The 17,445-nt window shown below is 30.0% G+C and carries 14 protein-coding genes; 11 read left to right on the top strand and 3 right to left on the bottom strand.

Features of this window, described 5'->3' with window-relative positions; translation table 11 throughout:
* Together FBF21_RS05870 and sstT are read right to left on the bottom strand one after the other, a co-directional pair.
* The gene (locus tag FBF21_RS05870) at positions 1–888 is read right to left on the bottom strand and encodes an aspartate carbamoyltransferase catalytic subunit (RefSeq protein ID WP_002860202.1); all 888 of its coding nucleotides are present in this window, start codon (positions 886–888) and stop codon (positions 1–3) included.
* 9 nt (positions 889–897) lie between these two features.
* Complete coding sequence (gene sstT, locus FBF21_RS05865; protein ID WP_002858067.1) at positions 898–2,121, bottom strand: serine/threonine transporter SstT; 1,224 nt, start codon at positions 2,119–2,121, stop codon at positions 898–900.
* A gap of 139 nt (positions 2,122–2,260) precedes the next feature.
* Between sstT and metK the strand changes: the two genes are divergently transcribed.
* On the top strand, positions 2,261–3,457 hold the full coding sequence (gene metK, locus FBF21_RS05860) for a methionine adenosyltransferase (RefSeq protein ID WP_002852836.1): 1,197 nt from the start codon (positions 2,261–2,263) through the stop codon (positions 3,455–3,457).
* Between the two features lie 236 nt (positions 3,458–3,693).
* On the opposite strand, the gene FBF21_RS05855 is transcribed toward metK, so the two are convergent.
* Complete coding sequence (locus FBF21_RS05855; protein WP_002853913.1) at positions 3,694–5,019, bottom strand: apolipoprotein N-acyltransferase; 1,326 nt, start codon at positions 5,017–5,019, stop codon at positions 3,694–3,696.
* Here FBF21_RS05855 and yajC point away from each other — a divergent pair.
* From yajC to FBF21_RS05805, 10 genes are read left to right on the top strand one after another with little or no spacing between them, the layout of a single operon-like run.
* A complete protein-coding gene (gene yajC, locus FBF21_RS05850) occupies positions 4,992–5,264 on the top strand; it encodes a preprotein translocase subunit YajC (protein WP_002786346.1) in 273 nt (90 codons plus the stop codon). The genes FBF21_RS05855 and yajC overlap by 28 nt on opposite strands.
* Complete coding sequence (secD, locus tag FBF21_RS05845) at positions 5,257–6,837, top strand: protein translocase subunit SecD (RefSeq protein ID WP_002869546.1); 1,581 nt, start codon at positions 5,257–5,259, stop codon at positions 6,835–6,837. The genes yajC and secD overlap by 8 nt, the downstream gene beginning before the upstream one ends.
* Positions 6,837–7,808, top strand: coding sequence for a protein translocase subunit SecF (gene secF, locus FBF21_RS05840; RefSeq protein ID WP_002853635.1), 972 nt, complete (start codon positions 6,837–6,839; stop codon positions 7,806–7,808). Before secD ends, secF begins: the two co-directional genes overlap by 1 nt.
* A 9-nt stretch (positions 7,809–7,817) precedes the next feature.
* Positions 7,818–10,247 (top strand): leucine--tRNA ligase, encoded by a 2,430-nt coding sequence (gene leuS / locus FBF21_RS05835; protein WP_002869545.1) that lies wholly within the window; start codon positions 7,818–7,820, stop codon positions 10,245–10,247.
* Positions 10,244–10,756: an LPS assembly lipoprotein LptE gene (lptE, locus tag FBF21_RS05830; protein WP_002860199.1), complete on the top strand. Its 513-nt coding sequence runs from the start codon at positions 10,244–10,246 to the stop codon at positions 10,754–10,756. The genes leuS and lptE overlap by 4 nt, the downstream gene beginning before the upstream one ends.
* Positions 10,740–12,137, top strand: coding sequence for a hypothetical protein (locus FBF21_RS05825; RefSeq protein ID WP_002856019.1), 1,398 nt, complete (start codon positions 10,740–10,742; stop codon positions 12,135–12,137). Before lptE ends, FBF21_RS05825 begins: the two co-directional genes overlap by 17 nt.
* Positions 12,103–13,287 (top strand): folylpolyglutamate synthase/dihydrofolate synthase family protein, encoded by a 1,185-nt coding sequence (locus FBF21_RS05820; RefSeq protein WP_074468975.1) that lies wholly within the window; start codon positions 12,103–12,105, stop codon positions 13,285–13,287. Before FBF21_RS05825 ends, FBF21_RS05820 begins: the two co-directional genes overlap by 35 nt.
* A complete protein-coding gene (locus FBF21_RS05815) occupies positions 13,274–14,176 on the top strand; it encodes a M23 family metallopeptidase (RefSeq protein WP_002853442.1) in 903 nt (300 codons plus the stop codon). The genes FBF21_RS05820 and FBF21_RS05815 overlap by 14 nt, the downstream gene beginning before the upstream one ends.
* Complete coding sequence (locus FBF21_RS05810; RefSeq protein ID WP_002859143.1) at positions 14,113–14,508, top strand: polymer-forming cytoskeletal protein; 396 nt, start codon at positions 14,113–14,115, stop codon at positions 14,506–14,508. The genes FBF21_RS05815 and FBF21_RS05810 overlap by 64 nt, the downstream gene beginning before the upstream one ends.
* Positions 14,508–17,444 carry a DEAD/DEAH box helicase gene (locus FBF21_RS05805; protein WP_002869543.1) on the top strand — a complete coding sequence of 979 codons (2,937 nt, stop codon included), beginning with the start codon at positions 14,508–14,510 and terminating at the stop codon, positions 17,442–17,444. The genes FBF21_RS05810 and FBF21_RS05805 overlap by 1 nt, the downstream gene beginning before the upstream one ends.
* The last annotated feature ends 1 nt before the right edge of the window (position 17,445 follow it).

Below are 17,445 nucleotides of genomic sequence, written 5' to 3'. Positions count from 1 at the left end.
TTATCCTTCATTTTCTAGTATGAGTTTTTTAAGAACAGCCATTCTAATAGCCACTCCATTTTTAACTTGTTTTAAAACTAAAGTCCTTTCATCGCTCATCATTTCATCGCTTATATCAATATTGCGATTAACAGGGCCTGGATGTAGTAAAATAAGCTTTTTATCCTTTACTAAGCTTTTTTGAATGCAAAAATCATTTGCATAGTCTTTAAGTGAAGCATAAACGGTTTTATTATGTCTTTCTGTTTGTGTTCTAAGACTCATGATGATATCTGAATTTGCTATAATATTTTCATCAAGTTTATAATGTTTTTTAAGATGGGTATTAGGCATAAAATGCGGTGGAGCTACTAGGGTAATATCAAGATTAAATCTACTTAAAAGTTCTATATTGGACGCTGCAACGCGGGAATTTTTAATATCACCTACGATGCAAATTTTTTTACCTTCAACACTACCTTGAAAATGATTATAAATCGTAAACAAATCGAGTAAAGCTTGGGTAGGATGGGCGTGTTTTCCATCTCCTCCATTAACAACAGGACAATGCATATGCTTTGCTAATATCAAAGGAACTCCTGAGTTTGCGTGTCTTACAACAATAGCATTAGGACTCATGGCATCTAAATTAGCAGCAGTATCATAAAGAGTTTCTCCTTTGCTAGAGCTTGATCTTGAAACATCAAGGCGTAAAACCCTAGCACCTAATCTTCTTGCAGCGCTTTCAAAAGATGAAAGGGTGCGTGTAGAGTTTTCAAAAAAAATTGTCGTGATGCTTTTTCCTTCAAGAAAAGTCCTAGGTTTTTCATCTAAGAAATCACTTGCTTCTTTAAAAAGCTCCATAATTTCGACTTTATTAAAATCCTTTGTAGTGATGAGATGACGCATGTTTTTACCTTATTTGATATTGTAATTTAATTCATTTTTAGAACAAATTGCTGTAAAAAGAACATCTGTAGAACTATTTAAAGCAGTTTCAACACTATCTTGAATAACCCCTATAATAAAACCTATGGCAACTACCTTCATAGCAATATCATAGTCTATATTAAATAAAGAACAAGCCAAAGGTATAAGCAGTAAAGATCCGCCCGCAACTCCGCTAGCCCCACAAGCTGCAAAGGTGGCAATAATGCTTAATAAAAAGGCTTGTAAAAGACTGATTTCTATACCAACGGTATTGGCTGCAGTAAGACTTAAAATAGCTATAGTAACTGCTGCTCCTGCCATGTTGATAGTAGCTCCTAAAGGTATAGAAATGCCATAAAATTCTTTATCTATGCCAAGTTTAGCGCAAAGTGCCATATTTACAGGAATATTTGCCGCTGAACTTCTTGTAAAAAAGGCAAAAAATGCACTGTGCCTTAAGCAGATAAAAATTAAAGGAAAAGGATTTTTTCTTGTATAAAAAAAGACTATTAAGGCATTGATAACAAAAGTAACAAAAAGCATAGTAGCTACAAGTAAAATTAAAAGTTTTACATAACTTAGCAAACCTTGTGCTCCTGTTTGTGCTACAGAATTAGCCACAAGTCCAAAAATTCCAAAAGGGGCAAGTTTTACTACAAATTTAACGATTTTTAAAACCCCTTCATTGATATCTATAAAAACTTGTTTTGCTTCGTTAGAACAGTGTTTTAATGCTATACCTCCAGCTATTGCCCAAGTTAAAATTCCTAAATAATTTCCGCTTGAAAGAGCATTTATGGGATTATCGACAATTTTAAATAAAAGATCTTTGAAAATATCACTCATGTGGGTTGGAGATGAGTTTGTAGCAGTTTGAACTCCATCTAAAACAAGCTTTACAGGGAAGAAAAAATTAGCAAGAACTGCACAAGCTGAAGCAAAAAAGGTGCCTACTATATATAAAATGATAATATTTTTGATCTTAGCACCACTTTGAGAAAAATCTTTAGTGCAAATTGAGGTTAAAATTAAAATAAAAACAAGCATAGGAGCGATAGCTTTTAAGGCACTTGTAAAAAGTATTCCAAGTAAATTTGCAATTTCAGATATTTCTTTAGAGCTAATGCCTATAAGTATTCCTAGTGCTATACCTATGCAAATTTGAACTATGAGGTTGCCTTTAGCGTAGCTTTGAATGATTTTAGAAAACATAAAAACCTTTTAAATATTTTTTATATCAAAAGTTGATTTTAACTAACTTTTGCTTAATTTTAGAGAATTTTTAATTTATCAAGCTTTGATAAGTTTATTTGGATACAATTGTGGTTTATTTTAAATGAAAGGACTTTTTATGTATCTATTCACTTCAGAAGTCGTAAGTGCAGGTCATCCAGACAAGTGCGCTGATATAATCGCTGATACGATAGTGGATATACTCTTGAAAAATGACAAAAATTCAAGGGTGGCGAGTGAGGTTTTTGTCGCAGGAAATAAGGTTGTGATAGGAGGCGAAGTTAAGTCAAATCACAAACTTAGTAAAGCTGATTACGATAATTTAGTTAAAGATGTTTTAAAAAACATTGGTTATGACGGAGCAGGCCATTTTAGCAAAGAGCAGTGTTTACATCCTGATGAGGTTGATGTTATGGTGTTTTTAAATGAACAAAGCCCTGATATCAACCAAGGTGTCGATCAAGAAGATGGCGAAACAGGAGCAGGTGATCAAGGCATTATGTTTGGTTTTGCAAGTTGTGAAGCTGAGGAATATATGCCAGCAGCTATTAGTTATGCAAGAATGCTATGTGATAGAGTTTATGCTTATGCAAAAGCAAATCCACATGAACTTGGAGTGGATATTAAAACTCAAGTGACTATAGATTATGGCACTAAGGCGAATTTTGAAAATTGCAAACCGCAAAGTATTCATACTATAGTAGTTTCTGCACCTTGTGTTGAAAGTATGAAAATAGAAGATTTAAGATCTTTAGTGATGAAACTTATCTTAGATAGTAATTTACCAAAAGAACTTTTTGATCCTAATAAGACTAGAATTTTAATCAATCCAACTGGTAAATATGTTAATCATTCTTCTTTACATGATAGTGGTTTAACAGGAAGAAAACTTATAGTAGATAGTTTTGGAGGTTATTCTCCAATAGGTGGTGGTGCGCAATCGAGCAAAGATTATACTAAAGTTGATAGAAGTGGACTTTATGCAGGTAGATGGTTAGCTAAAAACATAGTTGCAGCAGGGCTTGCTAAAAAATGTATAGTTCAACTTAGTTATGCTATAGGTGTTGCAAAACCTACTTCGGTAAGCGTGGATTGTATGGGCACAAATACCAGTGTAAATGACGATGTTTTAAGTGATTTTGTAATGCAAAATTTTTCTTTAACGCCAAATTGGATCCGTGATAAATTTCATCTGGATAAACCAAGTAAAGAAACTTTTCTTTATGCGGATGTAGCAGCTCGTGGGCAAGTAGGACAAAAGGACTATCCTTGGGAAAAACTTGATGCTCTAGAACAGTTTAAAAAGCTACTTTAAAAAATTAACAATATTATACAAGCTTAAACAAGGCTTGTATAATTATAAAGAATTAATAAAGTTATATTAATTTTTGACTTAGAGGGATATTTTTCAATATCCCTCATAAATATAAAAGTTAGGAAGGAAGCTAAATTAATTTAGCTTTGGGGTAAAAACCCCTCTAAGTCAAAATATTGTTTGACAGAATTATAATATAAAATAACTTAAATTACTTTAAAATTAAAATTTTAATATTATTTTTTATCATTAAATATTTCTTTGGATAAATTTTTCCAATCTTTGCTTAAAAGCTTTTTAGGGAGTATAACTATATTCTCTTTGCCATTTGTAGCATGATAAACACTAACCCCATATTTACTTGCATAAAATTTCATTAAGAGTTGCTGGAGTTTGTATTCGCTACTATTATTAAACCAAGCATTGTTGCTTAGGGCTATAATAATTTGTGAATTTTGATAGTTTTGTTCTTTGGTAGCTTCATAACAAATTGCATTTGTGATAATTTGATTATCTAATTTATATTTGCTTTGTATAGGACCTTTGGAAAATTCTTCAATATTTTTGAGAAAATATTTTTTTGTTAAGTCTTTAAAAAATGGAATTTCTTCACCAAAGGGAACTAAAAAATGCTTATTTAAAATATAGACATTGCCTTTTTTAAAGATATAAGTGCTATTGTAAGTATGCTCTTTTTCAACATGAAATGCTCCTGTAATAATGGTGATTTTATAAGATAATTCTTTAAGCATGAGCTCATATTTGGTATTTTTTAAATCAAAAGCAAAAGCGGTTTCAGGCAAGATTACAAGTTCTTTTTTTTCATTTATAGCTTGAAGTATATCTTGAATTAAGATATCAGAATTTGATTTTAAATTTTCTTGTAAAAATTTTTGATTTTGAGAGATATTAGTATTGATGAGTTTGTAGTTTAAATTAAGAGTTTGAGCTTGTTTTTCATTATATTGAAATCCACTAAAGAATAAAATAAGAACAATCGCTATTTTATAATATCTTGATATATAACCCTCATAGATGAAATATGCTATTAAAAATATGCAAATAATACCACGATAACTTGGGTCAAAAAAACCATAAACTGTAAAAATTCCCCAATTAAGCCAATCAAATCCTAAAGGATGGATAAAACTTATGCAAAAAATTCCACAAAGCCTTAAAAAATCAAATTTTAATAAATAACATAATCTAAAAAGTAGTCCATAAATAAAACCAATGATAATTGGTATAATTGGTACTAAATAGTTTAGATTAAAATAAATTGAAGATAAACCAATCCACCAAAACCAAAGAATCCCTACAAAAAAACCTATCCAAAAATATTGTTTAGAATTTTTACTTTTTAGAAGTAAAACTAACCCCCAAATAGCTAAAAATGGGCTAATAGTTTGTGTAAAAATATTTTCAAAAAATGATAGATAAATAGAATTTGAAAGTAAAATTGCAATAAAAAAGACTTTTATTATTTTAAAAATGATAGAATTAGTGTTTAATTTTTTTGGAATAAAGGAAAAATATGGCAGAAAATTCAATTTTAACTTCATTGTTACCTCTTGTAGTGTTATTTGCAATTTTTTATTTCTTGGTGATCAGACCGCAACAAAAACAAGCAAAAGCACATAAACAAATGCTTGAGTCTTTGCAAAAAGGAGATAAAATCATCACTAATGGCGGACTTATTTGTGAAGTCGTAAAACCAGAGGAGGATTTTATCAAAGTTAAGCTTAATGAAGACAATGTTACTGCAAAAATTTCAAGAGAATTTATAGCAAAGAAAATTGATGCGTAATTCTAAAATCAATTATCGCTTGATTATTTTTATAGCGGTATTTATTTTTGGAGTGGCTTTTTCACTCCCTTCTTTTTTACAGTCAGAACGTGGTGCGAAGATTAATTTAGGGCTTGATTTGCAAGGTGGGCTTTATATGCTCTTAGGTGTAGATAATGAAGAAGCTGTAAAATCTAAAATAAAATCAATTGCATCTTCATTGAGTTATTCTTTTAATAAAGAAAATATTTTAAATGATGGCTTAAATACCCATGATGATATTTTAGAATTTACTTTGCTTGATAATGCAGATATTGCAAAAGTTGAAAATTTGCTTAAAGAAATAAAAGGAATTAATATACAAAGTGAAAATATGCACTATAAAATTTCTTTTACCTCAGAAGAAGTAAAAAATATAGAAAATTTTGCACTTTTGCAAGCAGTTGAAACCATAAGAAATAGGCTTGATCAATTTGGTTTAGCAGAGCCAACAGTTGCTAAACAAGGTGATGATAAGATTTTGGTTGAACTTGCAGGGATTAAAACCAAAGAAGATGAACTAAGAGCAAAAGAACGCATCACAAAAGCAGCACATTTGCAACTTATGGAAGTTGATGATTCTAAAATGGGTCAAGCTTCTACAATGAGCGATGCTGAGGCTGCGAGTTATGGACTGATTTTAGTGCCTGATTCTAGAAATCCAAATTTAAAATATACCTTAAAAAGTATACCTATTTTAGATGGATCTATGCTTACTGATGCTAGAGTAGGGATTAGTGATAAGAGTAATTATCCTGTGATTAATTTTACTTTAAATGCCGAGGGTTCTAAAAAATTTGCTGATTATACAGGAGCAAATGTTGGAAAGCGTCTTGCTATTGTACTTGATAATAAAGTATATTCTGCTCCATCTATCAATGAACGCATAGGCGGAGGTAGTGGGCAAATCAGTGGAGCTTTTACTCAAGAAGAAGCACGCGATGTGGCGGTAGCTTTAAGAAGTGGAGCTTTGCTTGCGCCTGTAAAATTACTTGAACAAAGAAGCATAGGACCATCTTTAGGTGCTGATAGTATTAAAATGAGTATGATAGCCTTAATCGGTGCATCGGTTTTTATTGTAGTATTTATGATGATGTATTACGGTGTGGCAGGAATTTTTGCAAATATTGCAATGCTAGTTAATGTTTTGGTAGTAGTTGCCGTTATGGCTATGTTTGGAGCAACTTTAACTTTACCAGGGATGGCAGGACTTGTTTTAACTGTGGGTATGGCAGTAGATGCAAATGTGATTATCAATGAGCGTATACGAGAACTCTTGCGAGATGGAGTAAATATAAGAGTTAGTATAGAACAAGGTTATAAAAATGCTATGAGTGCGATTATAGATTCAAATATCACTTCTTTAGTTACTTCGGTAGCACTTTATGCCTATGGAACAGGAGCAGTTAAAGGTTTTGCTGTGACTTTGGGAATTGGTATCGTTGTTTCTATGATTACAGCTATTTTAGGAACTCACGGAATGTTTGATTATTTTATGCAACGCATAGAAAAAAATAATAATACAAGATTTTGGTTTGGCTATAGGAGAAGATAATGCAGTTTTTTAGCGAAAAGAAAATTTATGATTTTATGAGAATGCGTTTTGCTGCTATTTCTCTTTCTTTTATTTTGTTTTTTGGTTCTATTTATTTACTTTGGGATAGGGGTTTGCAATATGGCATTGATTTTAGCGGAGGAACTTTAGTTCAGCTTAAATATGAAAATGCAGCTCCTATAACACAAATTCGAGAAATTTTAGAAAAACAAGGAACTTTTCAAAATTTATCTGTAACTGAATTTGGAAGTAATGAAGAAGTAACCATACGCTTTTTAGGAAGTAATGATAATGTAAGCAATGATATAGGCGAGCATATAAGCACTCTTTTAAAGGATACGGGAAAATTTGAAGTGCGTCGTGCTGATGTGGTAGGTCCAAAAGTAGGTGATGAACTTAGAAATAAAGGACTTATGGCTATAGCTGTATCTTTGATAGCAATTTTAATTTATATAGCGTTGCGTTTTGAGTGGCGTTTTGCTCTTGCGGCTATAATCAGTGAAATTCATGATGTTGTGATTACTTTAGGGGCAATTTCTTTATTTAAAATTGATGTCAATTTAGATACTTTGGCTGCTGTTTTAACTGTGCTTGGATACTCTTTGAATGATACAATTATTATTTTTGATAGAATCAGAGAAGGTATTAAAACAAGTAAAAAAACCGAACTTGCACCTATTATTAATGAAAGTGTTTCAGCAACTTTATCAAGAACGGTTTTAACTTCAGGGTTGACTTTAGCAACCGTTGTGATACTTTATTTCTTTGGTGGGGAAATGATACAAGGATTTTCTTTGGCTTTAATTGTAGGTATTATAGCGGGAACTTTAAGCTCTATCTTTGTTGCAAGTCCGACATTATTATGGTTTAAATTTAGTGTGCTTGAGTTTAGGAATAAAGAAATTGAAAAAGCAAAAAGAAAACAAGATAAAGAACGCAATCGTGCAATGTATGAAAAAGGAACAGTGTAAGGAGAATTTATGGCTTATGAAGCAAGTTTAATAGAAAAAAAATGGCAAAAAATTTGGGATGAAAATGAATATTTTGAGCCAAAAGATGATTTAAATTTGCCTAAAAAATATATTTTATCGATGTTCCCTTATCCTAGCGGACGAATTCACATGGGGCATGTAAGAAATTATACTATAGGTGATGCTTTGGCAAGATATTATCGCAAGATAGGTTTTAATGTTTTACATCCTATAGGTTTTGATAGTTTTGGTATGCCTGCTGAAAATGCAGCTATTAAACATAAAATTCATCCTAAGTCATGGACTTATGAAAATATAGCTTATATGAAAAAAGAACTTTTTTCTTTAGGTTTTTCTTTTTCTAAAAAAAGAATGCTTGCTACTTCAGATCCACTTTATACAAAATTTGAGCAAGAATTTTTTATTAAGATGTTTGAAAAAGGTTTGATTTACACTAAAGAAGCAAATGTAAATTGGTGTGAACAAGATCAAACGGTTTTGGCTAATGAGCAAGTTGAAGACGGAAAATGTTGGCGTTGTGGTCATGAAGTAGTGCAGAAAAAAATGCCAGGTTATTATGTAAAAATCACTGCTTATGCTGAGGAACTTTTAAAAGATTTAGAAGAATTAAAAGATAAATGGCCTAATCAAGTTTTAACTATGCAAGAAAATTGGATTGGTAAAAGCGAAGGTTTGGAATTTTCTTTAAATTTAGACGAAGAAAGCAAGCAAAAAACCAAAGAAAGTTCTTTAGAAGTTTTTACTACAAGAGCAGATACAATTTATGGAGTTTCGTATATCGCTTTAGCTCCAGAACATAAGATTGTTCAAAATTTGCTTTCACAAAATTTATTAAATCAAGATGTATTAAATAAAATCAAAGTTATTCAAAATCAAAGCCCAAGAGAAAGACAAAGTTCTGAAAAAGAAGGTTATTTTTTAGGAATTTATGCCATTCATCCTTTAAGCGGAGAAAAAATTCCTTTATGGGTGGCTAATTTTGTCTTGGCTGATTATGGTAGCGGAGCGGTTATGGCTGTTCCAGCTCATGATGAAAGAGATTTTGAATTTGCAACAAAATATAATCTTGCTATCAAACAAGTTATTCAAACTCAAGAAAATTTACCTTATACGCAAAAATCAGGAAAGTTAATCCATAGTCAAGAATTTGATAATCTTGATTGTAATGAGGCAAGATTAAAAATTATTTCTCAGTTTGAAGCTAAAAATATAGGAAAAAGGGTTGTAAATTTTAAAATTCGTGATTGGGGTGTTTCACGCCAAAGATATTGGGGTGCGCCTATTCCTATGATTAAATGTCAAATTTGTGGTATAGTGCCTCAAAAACTAGAAAATTTACCTATTACCCTACCTGAAGATGTGCAAATTACAGGTGAGGGTAATCCACTTGATAAACATCCAACTTGGAAAAATTGTATTTGTCCCAAATGTGGCAAAGAGGCTCAAAAAGAAAGTGATACTTTAGATACTTTTTTTGAAAGTTCTTGGTATTTTGCACGTTTTGCAAGTGATGAGAAAACTTGGCAGGAAAAAGCTTTAGATGAAAAAAGTGTAAAGTATTGGATGAGTGTGGATCAATATATAGGTGGTATTGAACATGCAATCTTGCATTTGCTTTATGCGAGATTTTTCCAAAAAGTTTTAAGAGACTTGGGTTATTTAACACAAAATGAACCTTTTGATAGACTTTTAACTCAGGGTATGGTGTTAAAAGATGGAGCTAAAATGTCAAAATCAAAAGGCAATGTTGTAGATCCTGATGAGATTATAGAAAAATACGGTGCTGATACCGCAAGACTTTTTATACTTTTTGCTGCGCCTCCGGCTAAAGAGCTTGAATGGAATGATGATGCGGTTGAAGGGGCTTATAGATTTATTTGTAAACTCTATGATAGGGCGCAAAATGTTAAAAAAGGTGAGCTTGTAGAATTAAAACAAGAAAATTTAAATAAAGAAGAAAAATATGCAAGATTAAAGGTATATGAAGCTTTGAAAAAATCTTTTGAAGTTTATCATCAAAGTTTTGCTTTTAATACTTTAATTGCAGCTTGCATGGAAGCTTTAAATGCTTTAGCGCTTTGTAAAAATGAAGCTTTGGAGCAAGAGGCTTTTTATATTATTTTAAATATTTTAGAGCCTATTATTCCTCATGTTTGTTTTGAGCTTAGCGAGGAGCTTTTTAAATGTAAAAATTTCAAAAAATTAGAACTTAAGGAAGAGGTTTTTGTAAAAGATACTTTAAATTTAGCTGTAAGTATTAATGGTAAAAAAAGGGCTGAATTTGAAATTTCAAGTAGTGCGAGTAAAGAAGAAATTTTAGCTTTTGCAAAAGAAAATACTGCTAAATGGCTTGAAGGTAAGAGTATAGTTAAAGAAATTTATGTGGAAGGAAAGCTAGTTAATCTAGTGATTAAATGAAAAAGATTTTAATTTTTTGTATAGGTTTATTTTTAGGTGCTTGTGGATATGTTCCTACATCAAAAATCGCTAATAATATTTTCGATGAGAAGGTTTATGTTAATGTTGAATTAAGTCAACAAGATCCAAAAAATAGTATCTATGTTGCCGATACTTTAAAAGAAATGGTAATTTCAAAATTAGGGCGTAAACTTGCTTTAAAACATGAAGCTGATGATGTAATCAATGTTAAAATGAATAATTTAGAATTTATTCCTTTAGCTTATGATAAAAATGGCTATGTTATTAGTTATAAAGCTAAATTAAATTTAGATTTTAATGTTGTCTTTAAAGATGGTTCAAGTCAGGCTTTTAGTACAAGTGGAAGTTATAATTTTGAAATTTCTCCAAATAGTATTATTAGTGATTCTGCAAGGTATGAGGCTATTCGAGCAGCTTCAAGCGAGGCATTTGATGAGTTTATTTCCGTAATTGCTATTAAAGGGCAAAAACGTGATTCCAAATACTAATGAAATAGCAAAGCAAACTTTAATTGCATTAAAAGAAAGAAAACTAAAACCAACTCCTGAAAATTATACGGAAATTTTTGAAGAATTATCTTTAAAATATGGTATTACAAGTTCAAATAAGGCTAAACTTGATAAATACAAAACCTTGCTTTTACCGATTTATCAACAAGAATTAAATTCTAAAACTATAAGAAGTTTAGAAGAACTAATTAGTTTTTTAATTTCTGTTTTAAATAGACAAAGTGGAAAACAATTTAGTGAATTTTTTGATTTTTTATATACTATATCTAAAACTTTGCAAATAAGTAAGGATAAAAAGATAAGAGATTTGGCTAAGGTGACTTCGATTAGAATTTCTAAAACTATGGATAGTGAAAGTATTTACTTGCTTACTAAAAAATGGAAAGAGCTTGAAAGAAATTACGATGAAAATGACTTAGAAGAACAAGCTCGCAAATATGGTATTAGTAAATATGATGATTATGATAGCGTGATTAAAAAACTCTTAGTTAAACTTGAAGAGCGTAGTTATGAGCACTTTAGTGAATTATTATGCTTGGGTTTAAATCCTTCATTGGTAGAAGATTTAAAAATTCAAGGTTTTATACAAAATTTAACACAAAAGCCTTTTGTAATAGGCGAAGAAAATTTTAAAAATGAACTAATGGAATTTATAAATCATCGTATAATGGTTGATAATATGTATGTCCAAAAAAATTTAAATTTTTTTAATGATAATCTAAAAAAAATCTATGAATTGCTTGTCTTACTTAATAAATCGAATGAAAAAAATATGGATTTTATCAATACTTTAAAACCAGATGAAAATGGGGAAGTAAAACTTAGTTTTGAGGATTTAAAACTAAAATTTAAACAACTTGGAGAAAAAATTACATCTTTAAATAATCAAATTGAATTCACGCAAAGCTTAGAAGAGAGAGAGGCTTGGAGTGTTCTTAAAGAGCTTGATAAAATGGATGAAAATTTTAATAAGTATAAAGTTAATTATTCTTTAGCTTTATTTTCTATAGTAAATTACCGTTTCATTATGGAAAAATACGGTATGGGAAGTTTGAATGAAATTTTTGTTCGATTTAAAAAAATTTTAAAAGATTCTTGTAGCGAATTTGATGAACTGTGGATGATAGATGAAAAGAGTTATTTGATTGTTTCGCCAGGAAAAAGCAAAGATGAAATTACACAGCTTGTAAATACAAATCTTAAAACTATAGAAAATTTTAGATTTATTTATAAGCAAGATATTATAACTCCTAAAATTCACGTGGCTTATCTTGATAAGCAAAGTAAGCCAAGTATTAATATTTTAGATGAGTTAATAAAGCAAATTGCAGCGGTTAATGAACAATATAATGAAAGTTGAGAATTTTTTAGCTCAAAAAAGTATAAATTACGATAAAATTGATCGTTTTTTGATGTTTAGAATGTATGAAAAATATAAGAAATATTTTAAAAATATTCCCATAATTCAACTTATAGGCACAAATGGTAAAGGTAGCACGGGTAGATATTTAACCCAACTTTTAGAAAATTTAAATTATAAAATAGGGCATTATACTAGTCCGCACATTTTCAGTTTTAATGAAAGATTTTATCTTGATGGTAAGATTGCAAACGATGAAGAATTAGAACAAGCTCATATAAGACTTGAAGAAATTTTTAAACAAGACTTGCAAAAATTAAGTTATTTCGAATATGCTACTTTTTTAGCTATGATTTTATTTCAAAAATGTGATTTTATTGTTTTAGAAGCAGGAGTGGGTGGAGAATATGATGCTACTTCTGTTTTTGAAAGAAGAATGAATATTTTTACAAGAATTGGATTTGACCATATTCAAATTTTGGGCAATTCTTTAGAAGATATTGCAAGAACCAAGCTTAAAGTTATGGCGCCTATAGCACTTATAAGTGATGAGCAAGAGCAAAATGTTTTAAATTTAGCAAAAAAAATTGCTTTTTTAAAAAAAGCTAATTTGCAAGTTTCTTCCTTAAATCCTTTTTTGAAAGAAAAATTTGAGATTTATTGTGAAAAGTTTGTTTTACCTTGTTTTTTAAAGCATAATTTAAAGCTTGCATTAAAGGCTTGTGAAATTTTAACTTCACAAGAAAAAACCTTAGAAGCTTTAAAAAAGTTACAAGAGTTAAATTTACAAGGAAGATGCCAAGAAATTTCTCCAAATTTTTTTGTTGATGTGGGTCATAATCCCATGGCTGCTAAGGCTATGCTTGATAAATTTCAAGGAGAAAAAATAAATCTTATTTATAATGCTTATTTGGATAAGGATATTTTTCAAATTTTAAATACATTAAAGCCTATTATTGATACAATACAAATATATAAATATAAAAGTGCAGAACGAAAGCTGGCCGATGATGAAATTTATAGTATTGCATCAAAGCTAGGTATACAATGCAAAGAATTTGTAAAATTAGAAGAGAATAAAAAAAATCTAGTTTTTGGTTCTTTTATGCTGGTAGAAAATTTTTTAAAGGAGTGGTGTGGTAAAAAATAAATTCACTATTACCATTACAGATATTAACGGTTCAAGACATTTTTATTTAAATCAAATAATTAAAAAAATAGTTTTTTATACTATTGCTTTTATTGTTTTATTTTTAGTTTTTAGTGGTTTTTATATCAAATATCTCGATAGCAAACTTAGCGATATCAGTGAAAAGCGTGAGGAGCTTTTGAAAAAAAGCAAAGAATTGGAATTATCTAATTCGCAAATGCAAAAAAGCATAGAAGAAAAAACTCAGCAGTATGCAGCTATAGAAGATAAAATAGCTTCTTTTGAAGAGGCTTTGGGCTTAGAAGTAGAAAATAATCTTACAATTAGTGCAAGACTTGATAATCTTCAGCTTACCAATGAGCAGCAACTTGGAATTTTGGGACAAATTCCTAATGGATGGCCTATTGAAAATAAAGGCATTACAGGAAATTTTGGCTGGAGAGAGCATCCGCTTTTAAAAAGAAGGGAATTTCATCCTGGTATTGATTTAAGAGCAGAAATTGGTACCCCTATTTATGCACCAGCAAGTGGAGTAGTGGAATTTTCAGGTTATAGTGATAATGGCTATGGCTATAATGTAATTTTATTGCATAATTTTGGTTTTAAAACAGTATTTGCTCATATGATGCGCAAAGAAGTGGTCAAAGCAGGTCAATTTGTTAATAAAGGGCAGTTGATAGGTTATAGTGGCAATACAGGTCTTTCTACGGGGCCGCATTTGCACTATGAGGTAAGGTTTATTAATAAAACTTTAGAACCTTTGTATTTTTTAAATTTGCAAAGAAAAAATATGAATGATTTTTTTAATCAAGAAAGGAGAGTTCCATGGCAATCTTTAATAAAGGCGGTATCAGCCCAACATCCAGCTCTAGCTCAGAAACAACAGTAATTTCTTCAGGTGCGAGAATTGAGGGTAAATTTTATTTTGCTTCTATGCTCCATGTTGATGGAGAGTTAAGTGGCATTATTCATTCTGAAAGCATTGTGGTTATCGGAAAAAATGGAAATTTAAAAGGTGAATTACAAGCAGATAAAATTGTAGTAAATGGGTGTTTTGAAGGGCAACTTGAGGCTAATAGTTTAGAAATTTTAGCGGGCGGAGTTGTTAATGGTGATATTTCAACACAAAAAATTTCTATAGAAAATGGCGGTCGCTTTAATGGAACTAGTAAAATTAAAGAAGATACTATCAAACTTATTGAAAATAACAACGAAGAATAATGCAAGCTTCATTTTATGAATACTTACAAAATCCAAAAATTTGTGAACTTTTTCTTTGTAAAGATGAAAAACAAGCAGATTTACTCGCTCAAGTTTCACGATTTAAGGGTTTAAAAACCTTTGTTTTACCTGATTTTAGAGCGCAGTTTGGAGATGATTTAAGGGCTTTTTCTAAAGAACTTTTTGATCTTTGTAAGATTTTAAATGCTTATCATAAAGAAGAAGAAAAAAAAATCCTTATTTCTCCTTTAAATACTGTTTTAAAAAAACTTCCTTCAAAAAAACATTTACAAAATTATCATATCGATAAAAAACAAAATTTTGATTTGAAATGTTTTGAAGATGAAATTTCAAGATTGGGATACGAATTTGTAGATATAGTTCAGGATAAAGGTGAAATTTCAATTCGTGCGGATATTATTGATATTTTTTGTATCAATGAAGAAAATCCTATTAGAATTTTACTTTTTGGCGAAGAGATTGAAAGTATAAGATATTTTGATTTGCAAAGTCAAAAGTCTATTCCTAACGAACTAGAACATTTTGAAATTTGTCCTTTTTTAAAATATTTTGACAAAGAAAATTATGAAATTTTTAAGGACAAATTAGAAGATTTTCAAAGCGATACTTTAATACATGATATCAATTCTTTAGGCTTTTGGTGTATTGATGATTTTTTTGATTATTTAGAACTTGATTTTTTAGCTTGTGAAAAGTTTGATATTAATGAATATGAAAAAGATATAAGTTTTGTGAATGCAAAAATTTTACCTCAAGCTAAAAAATTTAAAGAATTGCAAAGTTCTTACAATAAAGATTTTTTTGAATTTCATAAAAATAAAAAAATCACACTTTTAGCTAAAAACGAAGCTTTATTTAAAGCTTTAGAGCTTGAAGATACTCAAAATATCCATTTTGTAAAAAGTGATTTAAGGCTTAATCTTATTAGTCCTGAAGAGCTAATTATTTCTTTAAATCAAAAAGAAAAACAAAAAACAAGAAAAAAAGCTAGTTTGATTATAGATGAGCTTAAAAATGGGGATTATATAGTACACGAAGATTATGGGGTAGGTAAATTTTTAGGTCTTGAGATGATAGTGATAAGCGGAGCAAAAAAAGAGTTTGTTGCTATAGAGTATCAAAATTCTGATAAGCTTTTATTACCAGTGGAAAATCTTTATTTGATTGATAAATATTTGGGCGTGAGTGGATCTATTCCAAGCTTAGATAAACTAGGTAAAACAAGCTTTATTAAACTTAAAGAAAAATTAAAGACTAAACTTTTAGCCATAGCTTCTGAAATTGTTATTATGGCGGCTAAAAGATCTTTGGTGCAAGCAAAAAAAATTACAGTGGATTTAAATAGACAGACTGATTTTATAGCTAGTGCGGGTTTTATTTATACAAGCGATCAAGATAAAGCCTGTCATGAAATTTTGCAAGATTTTCAAAGTGGAAAAGTCATGGATAGGCTTTTAAGCGGTGATGTGGGTTTTGGAAAAACAGAAGTCGCTATGAATGCTATTTATCCAGTAGTTAAAAGTGGATTTTGCGCATTTTTATTTGCGCCTACGACTTTGCTTTCTCATCAGCATTATAAAACCTTAAAAAAGCGTTTTGATCCTTTTGATATAAAGGTTTTTAAACTGGATCGCTTTACAAGTAGTGCAGAAAAAAAACAAGTTTTACAAAATTTAAAAGAAAATAAAGCTTGTGTAGTTGTAGGAACTCATGCACTTTTAAGTGTAGAATGTGAAAATTTAGCCCTTGTTATTATTGATGAAGAGCATAAATTTGGAGTGAAGCAAAAAGAAAAGCTTAAAGAAATCACTCAAAATTCACATATTTTATCCATGTCAGCAACCCCTATACCAAGAAGCTTAAATCAAGCTTTAAGTTCTATAAAATCTTATAGTGTTTTGCAAATTCCACCAGAAGATAGAATGGATGTAAGAACTTTTGTCAAAGAAAATGATGACGCACTTTTAAAAGAAGCTATAGCAAGAGAGTTAAGACGTGGTGGGCAAATTTTTTATATTCATAATCATATTGCAAGTATAGAGCAATGCAAAAAACATTTATTAGAACTTTTTTCTACTTTGCGTATTTTGATTTTACATTCTAAAATCGATGCTAAGGTACAAGAAGAAGAAATGTTGAAATTTGAAAACAAAGAATATGATTTGCTTTTAAGTACCTCTATCGTAGAAAGTGGGATTGATTTACCAAATGCAAATACTATCATAGTAGAAAAAAGCGATCGTTTTGGCATGGCTGATTTGCATCAATTGCGTGGACGTGTAGGAAGAAGTGATAAGCAAGGTTATTGTTATTTTTTAATCGAAGATAAAAATGCTATCACAAAAGATGCTTTAAAGCGTCTAGTTTCTTTAGAAAGTAATTCTTTTTTAGGCGCAGGTTCTGTTTTGGCTTATCATGATCTTGAAATTCGTGGCGGTGGAAATTTATTAGGCGTGGATCAAAGTGGACGTATCGAGCAAATTGGATATAGTTTATATCTTAAAATGTTAGAAGATGAACTTAATGCTTTAAGTAAAAATGAAGTGGATCAAAAAGAAAATAAACTTGATTTAAAACTCAATGTTAATGCCTTTTTAAATAGTGAGCTTATCAGCGAAGATCGCTTAAGATTAGAACTTTATAGAAGACTTAGCAAGTGTGAGCAAGTTTATGAGGTTTATGAGATTGAAGGTGAAATTGAAGATCGCTTTGGAAAACTTGACATTTATACTAAGCAATTTTTATCTTTGATTACTATTAAAATTTTAGCTTTAAATAAATTTAAAAGCATTAGTAACTATGAGCAAAATATTCAATTTACTGCTTTAAATGATGAAAAAGAACTCATCAAGGCAAAAAGCAAAGATGATGATGATATTTTAGAGGCAATTTTAACGCATTTAAGAAAGGCTTAAA

Origin of the sequence: Campylobacter sp. CFSAN093238, from assembly GCF_012898015.1 — a bacterium.
In the GTDB taxonomy this organism is placed as follows: domain Bacteria; phylum Campylobacterota; class Campylobacteria; order Campylobacterales; family Campylobacteraceae; genus Campylobacter_D; species Campylobacter_D jejuni.
Note: the sequence above shows the minus strand (reverse complement) of the source record. Positions and strands in the feature narration are given on the sequence as shown.